Source organism: Candidatus Nitrosotalea sp. FS (genome assembly GCF_011319475.1).
Classification (GTDB): Archaea; Thermoproteota; Nitrososphaeria; order Nitrososphaerales; family Nitrosopumilaceae; genus Nitrosotalea.
In genome coordinates, this window is record NZ_RCMC01000042.1 from 1 (window position 1) to 8,030 (window position 8,030).

General features: G+C 39.1%; 7 protein-coding genes, 1 other RNA gene and 9 pseudogenes. 2 read left to right on the top strand and 15 right to left on the bottom strand.

Features of this window, described 5'->3' with window-relative positions; translation table 11 throughout:
* Positions 1-84 precede the first annotated feature (84 nt).
* The 8 genes and pseudogenes from gatD to DYY66_RS13810 form a co-directional block, all read right to left on the bottom strand.
* The coding region (gatD, locus tag DYY66_RS02125; protein WP_255495996.1) for a Glu-tRNA(Gln) amidotransferase subunit GatD at positions 85-1,166 on the bottom strand (1,082 nt) is incomplete at its 5' end.
* Position 1,167: 1 nt separating this feature from the next.
* Positions 1,168-1,323: pseudogene (locus DYY66_RS13780) on the bottom strand (Glu-tRNA(Gln) amidotransferase GatDE subunit D); the annotation flags it as partial.
* 48 nt (positions 1,324-1,371) lie between these two features.
* A pseudogene (locus tag DYY66_RS15715) lies at positions 1,372-1,522 on the bottom strand (Glu-tRNA(Gln) amidotransferase GatDE subunit D); the annotation flags it as partial.
* A gap of 32 nt (positions 1,523-1,554) precedes the next feature.
* A pseudogene (locus DYY66_RS13790) lies at positions 1,555-1,812 on the bottom strand (AAA family ATPase); the annotation flags it as partial.
* Between the two features lie 84 nt (positions 1,813-1,896).
* Positions 1,897-3,485: pseudogene (locus tag DYY66_RS13795) on the bottom strand (CDC48 family AAA ATPase); the annotation flags it as partial.
* 1 nt (position 3,486) lies between these two features.
* Positions 3,487-3,680: pseudogene (locus DYY66_RS13800) on the bottom strand (hypothetical protein); the annotation flags it as partial.
* Position 3,681: 1 nt separating this feature from the next.
* Positions 3,682-3,845 (bottom strand): annotated as a pseudogene (locus DYY66_RS13805) (hypothetical protein); the annotation flags it as partial.
* A 1-nt stretch (position 3,846) separates the two neighbouring features.
* Positions 3,847-4,083: pseudogene (locus tag DYY66_RS13810) on the bottom strand (AAA family ATPase); the annotation flags it as partial.
* Positions 4,084-4,184: 101 nt separating this feature from the next.
* On the opposite strand from DYY66_RS13810, the gene DYY66_RS02135 reads away from it, so the two are divergent.
* Both DYY66_RS02135 and DYY66_RS02140 read left to right on the top strand, forming a co-directional pair.
* Positions 4,185-4,916 (top strand): 50S ribosomal protein L2, encoded by a 732-nt coding sequence (locus DYY66_RS02135; protein WP_166285807.1) that lies wholly within the window; start codon positions 4,185-4,187, stop codon positions 4,914-4,916.
* Between the two features lie 38 nt (positions 4,917-4,954).
* On the top strand, positions 4,955-5,233 hold the full coding sequence (locus DYY66_RS02140) for an acylphosphatase (RefSeq protein WP_166285809.1): 279 nt from the start codon (positions 4,955-4,957) through the stop codon (positions 5,231-5,233).
* On the opposite strand, the gene DYY66_RS02145 is transcribed toward DYY66_RS02140, so the two are convergent.
* The 7 genes and pseudogenes from DYY66_RS02145 to DYY66_RS13820 all read right to left on the bottom strand — a co-directional run.
* Positions 5,230-5,559 carry a hypothetical protein gene (locus tag DYY66_RS02145; protein ID WP_166285811.1) on the bottom strand — a complete coding sequence of 110 codons (330 nt, stop codon included), beginning with the start codon at positions 5,557-5,559 and terminating at the stop codon, positions 5,230-5,232. The two genes, DYY66_RS02140 and DYY66_RS02145, sit on opposite strands and share 4 nt — an antisense overlap.
* Positions 5,560-5,592: 33 nt before the next feature.
* Positions 5,593-5,905, bottom strand: an RNA gene (gene ffs, locus DYY66_RS02150) — signal recognition particle sRNA.
* 41 nt (positions 5,906-5,946) lie between these two features.
* A complete protein-coding gene (locus tag DYY66_RS02155; RefSeq protein WP_394352544.1) occupies positions 5,947-6,564 on the bottom strand; it encodes a TIGR00269 family protein in 618 nt (205 codons plus the stop codon).
* Positions 6,565-6,614: 50 nt separating this feature from the next.
* Positions 6,615-6,990 (bottom strand): annotated as a pseudogene (locus tag DYY66_RS02160) (ATP-binding protein); the annotation flags it as partial.
* A gap of 24 nt (positions 6,991-7,014) precedes the next feature.
* On the bottom strand, positions 7,015-7,686 hold the full coding sequence (gene rpiA / locus DYY66_RS02165; protein WP_166285813.1) for a ribose-5-phosphate isomerase RpiA: 672 nt from the start codon (positions 7,684-7,686) through the stop codon (positions 7,015-7,017).
* Positions 7,687-7,866 (bottom strand): hypothetical protein, encoded by a 180-nt coding sequence (locus DYY66_RS13815; protein WP_255495997.1) that lies wholly within the window; start codon positions 7,864-7,866, stop codon positions 7,687-7,689.
* A gap of 43 nt (positions 7,867-7,909) precedes the next feature.
* Positions 7,910-8,011, bottom strand: a pseudogene (locus DYY66_RS13820) (DUF952 domain-containing protein); the annotation flags it as partial.
* Positions 8,012-8,030 lie beyond the last annotated feature (19 nt).

Consider the following 8,030-nt stretch of genomic DNA (forward strand, 5'->3'; position numbering starts at 1 on the left):
GAATCTCTAATCCTACAAGAAGTCCTATCTTATCAATCTGGATTTCGGACATTTGTAATTTTATTCTTGTACTTGCTTTAAAGCTTAGTCTGAAAATTCAAGAGCAATATTTTCTTTCATCAGTTTTGTCATCTCGCCAGAATCTTTAGAGTTTGCCAAGGCCCACATTGTCTTTACAAGTGCAGTCTCTGGTATCATGTTTCCAAGTGGCACGACTCCAAGATTCAAGAGATCTCTTCCACTGTCATATACCGTCATTCTTACCATTCCATCAATACACTGGGAGGTCATTCCTATGAACAACCCATTTTTCTTGGCCTTTTCTATTACTCCATACATTGTTTTTCCGACATGTCCAAGTCCAGTTCCTTCGATTACTATTCCTCTATATCCAGAGTCTATCACATAATCGACAATCTTGGGATCAAATCCTGGATAATATTTCAAAAGTAGGACACGACTATCAAACTTGATTCTTGGTGCATATTCTCTTTTTGGAATGTCAAACTGTTTGTCTTTTTCAATGCTTGCTGATTTGATAATATATGCAGGAGGGCCTCCTATTGTCTTGAATGCATCTCTTCTGCTAGTATGATTTTTTCTTACACGAGTTGCCCAGTTACAGGCAATCTCATCATCGCTTGAATTATTATGCATCACCACAAAAATCCCTGAAGAACGTACATCTGTCAAAAATCTTGTAGCTGCAATTAGATTCAACGCTGCATCTGATGATGGTCTATCTGATGATCTCTGGGAACCTACTAGCGCAACTGGTTTTGGAAATCCTGCCAAGGAAAATGCCAATGCTGATGCTGTGTATTGCATAGTGTCTGTACCATGCGCTACTATGATTCCATCATATTCTGACTTGGCATAAGAGTCTAATTTCTCTGCAATCTTTATCCAATGTTGAGGCAGTAAATTCTCTGAATATTCTGAAAAAAGTACCTCAGTGTCTATGTTTGCAATAGTTGCAAGTTCTGGCACACTTGCATTAAGCTCTGCAGCAGTGAGAGCAGGAGTGACTGCACCAGTTCTGTAATCTATTCTACTTGCGATTGTACCTCCTGTTGACAAGAGAAGAATTTTTGGAAGTTTCGGATTTTGTTGTGATTTGTAACTAGTTTCTTTTTTCATTATAGGTGGAGACTCTAACTCTATTTNTGGATTTTGTTGTGACTTGTAGCTGGTTTCTTTTTTCATTATAGGCGGAGACTCTAACTCTATTTTTTTTATCTTGTCAAGTTCAAGACCTATGTTGTATCCGCTCTTTAGTTTCAAAACAATGTGGTGATCATCACTATGATCATATCTTGGCATTATGACTCCTGTGTAAATTGAATCGGCGTGAATCTTTACTTGACTTCNGAACAATGTGATGATCATCACTGTGTTCATATCTTGGCATGATGACCCCTGTGTAAATTGAATCGGCGTGAATCTTTACTTGACTTCCTATCTCTATCTTGTTACTTGTAAGAAATTCTAACCCTTTACCCCTGTACCCAAATTGTGACATTTACTAGAACTAGAAAAGTTATTTTATTAAAATTACCTATAGTACGGAACTGCGACTTTTTCGCCTATCTTTAGTTCCTTCTGGGTCTTTACTTTTCTTACGGCCTCTTCAAAATGCCTCATGGTTACTTTTGCTTCTGTAGCCTGTTTTTCGGCTTCCTTTTGATCAGGATATTTGTCAAGAAATTCATGTATTACAAGTGATACTGCAGTGTTTGCTATTGATGCTACATCAGCACCGCTCATTCCATCTGTTGCTTCTGCAATCTTTTCAATGTCTACAAAGTCTGGATTCTTCATGCCGTTTGCCATGGGCTCTCTTACTACTGGAATCTCCTTTGTATTTATCTCCAAAATCTTCTTCCTTCCTTCCTNATTTGTCATAGGCTCTTTTACTACCGGAATTTCCTTTGTATTTATCTCCAAGATCTTCTTCCTTCCTTCCTTGTCTGGTAATGGAACTAGTATTATCTTGTCAAATCTGCCTGGTCTTAGCAATGCGGTATCTATCATGTCAGCTCTGTTTGTTGCAGCAAGTACTACGACTCCATGCAAGCTTTCTATTCCATCTAACTCAGTCAAAAGCTGACTTACCACTCTTTCTGTTACTGCTGTCTCTCCTCCTACTCCACGTATTGGAGCAATGGAATCGATCTCATCGAAAAATATTACACAAGGTGATGCCTGTCTTGCTCGTCTGAATATCTCTCTTATTCCACGCTCTGATTCACCTACCCATTTTGATAATAGTTCTGGCCCTCTTACGGAAATAAAGTTGGCTTCACTTTCAGTTGCAACAGCTTTTGCCATTAGAGTTTTTCCAGTTCCACTAGGACCGTGTAATAATATTCCTCTTGGCATTCTGTGTCCTAACTTGGAGTATAATGTAGGGTATTTCATTGGCCATTCTACAGCTTCTTGTAATTCGCGCTTGACACTTTCAAGTCCTCCAACTTCATCCCAACTTACATCAGGATTCTCAATGAATACTTCACGCATACCTGATGGTGTAACTTCTCTTATGGCATTCTGAAAGTCATCACCGTTAACTACTAGCTTGTCAAGTGTTTCTGGTGGGAGTTTTTCATCCTCCAAGTTTAACTCTGGAAGTAATCTTCTAAGGCACTTCATTGCAGCTTCTTTACATAGATATTCTAAATCAGCTCCTACGTAGCCATGGCTTATTGATGCAATCTTGTCTGCATTAACATCATCACTAAGTGGCATGTTTCTTGTATGTATCATTAGGATGTCTTTTCTACCCTTCTTGTCTGGTACCTTGATCTCAATTTCTCTATCAAATCTTCCAGGTCTTCTAAGGGCTGGATCAATTGCATTTGGTCTGTTGGTTGCAGATATGACTATTACTTTTCCTCTAGCTTCAAGACCGTCCATTAGAGAAAGCAACTGGGAAACTACTCTTCTTTCTACCTCTCCTGTAACCTCTTCTCGTTTTGGAGCTATTGAATCAATTTCGTCAATGAATATGATGGATGGTGATTTTTCTTTTGCCTCTTTGAAAATTTCTCTTAGTCTAGCTTCACTTTCTCCATAAAACTTGCTCATTATCTCTGGTCCTGATATGCTAATGAAATGGGCATTGCTTTCATTTGCAACAGCTTTTGCTAACAATGTTTTTCCAGTTCCTGGTGGCCCGTACAATAATACTCCTTTTGGAGCTTCGATTCCAAGTTTTTCAAAGATCTCTGGGTGTCTTAGTGGAAGTTCTATCATTTCACGAACTTTCTTAATTTCATCAGTTAATCCTCCAATGTCTTCGTATGTTACTTGTGGTACACCACGGAGGGTCTCTCCTTTTTCTGCAATGTGGAACACTGTCTTTTGTGTAACAAGTACTGCATCAGCTGCAGGGGTAACACCTATGACTTGAAAAGTTAATCTTCCTCCAAAATAAGGCACCATTACATTATCGCCTTTTATCAATGGAACACTCTCTAATGCATNAGTAACACCTATGACTTGAAAAGTTAACCTTCCTCCAAAATAAGGCACCATCACATTATCGCCTTTTATCAATGGAACACTTTCTAATGCATCTGCAAGATATCTCTCATCAATTGGAGGTATTGCTTCTAGTGGGGCAACAACTACCTTTTCGGCAGCTACTGCCTTGATCTTTCTGACTGCAACAGTATCGCNTTCTAATGGGGCGACAACTACCTTTTCAGCAGCTACTGCCTTGATCTTTCTGACTGCAACAGTATCGCCTATCGCAATTCCTGCATTATTTCGAACTAGTCCGTCTACTCTGATGATTCCCTTGCCCTCATCTGAGGGATAAAGTGGTAAACATTTAGCCACTGNTGCAATTCCTGCATTGTTTCGAACCAGTCCATCTACTCTGATGATTCCTTTACCCTCATCTGAGGGATAAAGTGGTAAACATTTAGCCACAGTTCTTCTTTTTCCCTTGATTTCAATAACATCACCTGTAGAAGCCCCCAGTGAATCCATAGAATCATAATCAATACGTGCCACTCCTCTCCCTACATCACGAGTATAAGCCTCAAGTACCTTAAGGGAGAGTGTGTTCTGGCTCACAGTTTTAGCACCCTCAAACTAATTTTTATACCTTTGTCGTCTTTGATCCAGATTTTAGGATCAGAAGATTAAAATTTACAAGATAAACCAAAACCGGTACTTTGGGTAAGCGACCACTAGTAAGAAGACGAGGTAGAGGAGGAATGCAGTTCCGTGCAGCTTCTACTGGCAAGTTACTTCCAGCCAAATATCCTCGATTTCAATTAGCAGAACAACATGAGGCCAAAGTGGTAGATATAGTCCATGAAACCGGAAGAGATGCTCCTCTTGCTAAAATTAGATTTGAAACTGGCTTACTATCTTTCATTCCGTCAGTTCTAGGTACTAAAATTGGTTCTAAATTTCAATTTGGTTTAAAGTCAGATATTTCTCCAGGTAATGTTATCAGTGTTCAAAATATTCCTGATGGTACCATCGTGTGTAATGTTGAGAAACATTTTGGTGATGGTGGTGCAATAGTAAAATCTGCTGGAACATATGCAACAGTATTTTCACATAGCTCTGAGGGTGTAACAATAAAACTACCATCTGGAAAATTTACCACACTTAATCCACAGAACCGTGCAATGATTGGAGTTCTTGCTGGAGGGGGTGTTGGTGATAGACCATTTATGAGAGCTGGACCTGCATGGCGAAGAAAGCGCTCAAAGGGACACAAATATCCAATAGTCAGAGGTGTTGCTCAAGCTGTATATGTTCACCCTCACGGTGGTGGAAGACATCAACACGTTGGAAGAAGCTCCACAGTCTCACGAAACGCTCCACCTGGACGTAAGGTTGGAAGCATCGCAGCTAGAAAGACTGGACGTTCCAGAATGAAAGAGCGAGAATAATTCTTCAAGACTAAATACTAGTTTTAAAAAACAAGATCATGAATTCAAAGAGGGTTCATCTTTTGGTAGAAGGAAGAGTACAAGGTGTTTACTTTCGTCAGGGAATGATGGAGACTGCTGAAAAAAACAATGTCTTGGGATGGGTCAGAAATCTTCCAGACAATAAAGTAGAAGCCGTCTTGGAAGGAAATGATTCAAACGTAGATGCAGTAGTAGAATGGGCTCGTTTTGGTCCTGCTGGAGCAGTTGTACAAGAACTAAAAGTTACTGAAGAAAAGTATGTCGGAGAATTCTCTGACTTTGAAATTCGTTACTAGTGAATACTAGTATATGCGTCCAAAAGAAGTTTCTTAATTTCATCAAGATTATCATTTAGTTTTATTTGTAATTCTTTTTCTGGTTCCCTTCTATCTTTTTTGATCTTTATTATGACAGAATCTCGTTGTGGTTCAACGTCTGCAAAACTTCGGAATTTGATTGATTTTGCAAATACAATCCTATGCATTCGAATATCTTCAACCACATTTTGTCCAAGTGCCAGACAATAACTACGAATTTCATCAAATAGAGTTGCTACGCTAGATGGCATGCTGGATCTAAATTCGTCATAAGTTCTCTTTTTTCCTGAGATTAATCCTTCCATATTGTTACAAGTTTTAATTTAAGAATATTAAGGTAGTAGATCCGCTGGTTCCAGTCTAAACAAGCGGTCTCATCTCAAGTCAAGCAAGATCCGCCACGTAGACGAAGCAGCGTGGATGCTCTACCTTAGGATTGCTCCCTCCCGGACCTCATCCCTTTCGGCAGTTAGAACCTGAGAGTCATCCCTTCGGATAACCTCAGTCCTGTATCCACCCGCTTCGGCGTGATTTCATATCCGCAAGTCAAGCGAGTACCGTCTATCTAGAGATTTATCCAGTGGTTGCTGGTCTCTGCATATAGCCGGTTTCAGAGATAGGGCACGGCTAGCGCCCCAACCCTACCTACTACCAAATTTATTGTAATTACAGTTCTTTATCTGCATTAGGATTTAGTTCAATCGTAAATTGGTTAGCGTGTTGCATACAGAGCATATGTCTCCTGTGCATTCATTTCCACACTTTGAACAAGTTTTCCATTCTGAATTGTTGGATTCTTTAAGGGTGGAGGAGATTTTCAAAATTGACTTGTACATGTTATTTTTGATTCCACTGTGAGTCTTTTCCAAAGAATTTAGGAAATTACGAATTTCTGTTCTAATTCCTTCGTTCATGTGAGGACATTCTTCTGACTGGAATGGGATTTCATTTGTAAAAGCATAAAACACAATTTCATTTTCATAAATCTCGCAAAATGGCTTTATCTTTCGTATCTTATTTTCGGATGTATCTGGATCCATCCAACCAATTTTTTTTGTGTCTCCTGAAATAATATTGATGATAAAAGTTTGTAACATATCGTCCAGATTGTGACCTGTTGCTATTACATCAACCTGTAGATCACTTGCACCAAAATCGATTGCCCTTCTTCTTAATATTCCACATATTGAGCAAGATGATGTTTTTTCACCATTCCTAAGTTCTAATATCTGTTCCAAAGTTGTGCCAAAAAGCGAATTATATGGATATACTTTATGTTCCACATTGATCTTTTTGCAAAACTCTTCCACGATATTGAGAGCCTCGTCTCTATAGCCTGGAATTCCCTCATCAACTGTANGTGTTTCTTCCAAAGTTGTGCCAAAAAGTGAACTATATGGATATACTTTATGTTCTACATTGATCTTTTTGCAAAATTCTTCTACAATCTTGAGAGCCTCGTCTCTATACCCTGGAATTCCCTCGTCAACTGTAATAGCTTTTAGTGTAAAATGATGATCTAATGAAATTTCTTTTAACACTTGTAATAACGAGAGTGAGTCTTTTCCACCTGATACGGCAACTCCTACCACATCGCCAGGTTTTATCATGTTATACTTGGACATTGTTTTTGTAGTCTTGTGTACTATTGATCTTGAAAAACAACTGGAACAAAGATTCTCTCCAGAATATTTTCTAGAATATGCAACAGTATTTTCACAACGATCACATTTCATGATATAATTCACGTTCTGCTATTATTATAGAATTTCATACTTGCCGTTTTTCTTTGCCTTGTAAATAATATCAGGTTTTGGAAATATTCCAACCTCTATTACTCCTGGGATGCCTATTATTTTTGCTGCAAGTTCTTTGGGATTTTGTATCTGACCGAAATCACAATCAAGTATTATGTTTCCATTTTCAGTTACAAATGGATAGCCGCGTTCTAACAATCTGATGTGTGGCTTACCTCCGTACTCTCTTATTTGCATGTCAGCTATGTTTCTTGCAAATGGGTGTACCTCTACAGGTATACTTCGCTCAAGTTTTTTGACAAATTTTGATTCATCTGCAATTATTACAACTTTTTTTGCAACACTTATCAGAATTTTTTCTCGTAGCAGTGCTCCTCCGCCACCTTTTATCATATTTCCTTTTGCGTCTATCTGATCTGCGCCGTCAAAGACCAGATCGATGTGATTGATCTGGTCTGCTTCTATTATTGGGATTCCTCCTTTTTCTGCCTCCATTTTGATCTGTAATGATGTCGGTACTGCCTTGACAGAAAATTTGTTTTTTTTGATGTGTGATGATAATAACTTCACTATTGCAGTTGCAGCTCTTCCACTGCCAAGACCTATGACAAAATTATTCTTGATCAGCTTTAATGCCTGTGGTGATAATGCCGCAATGGCATCATCTACTGTCAATTATTCTACCTCTACTTGTTCTAGTTTTGATAATGCCTTCATTATTTCGCTTTTTATCTTATCCAAATCCTTGTCATCATCTTCTAATTTTTCTTCTTCTGGTATCTTGATTGCTGTGGGAAGTTGTATCTTTCTTTCTGGTTCTTGTTGTATCGATTCTATCTTTGGTACTTCTGGCAAAATTTCTTCTGTTATGTTTTGTATACTTGGTTGTGGAGTCGGTGTTCAGGGGGCCGTAGATGTGGGGGTAGGGGTCCGGCTGGCCGGGCACCTGCTCGTAGCGGAGCTCCGGGCCGACCCGTTCGGTATCGATGACCAGCAGCACCAGGTCCGGGACGCCCCGG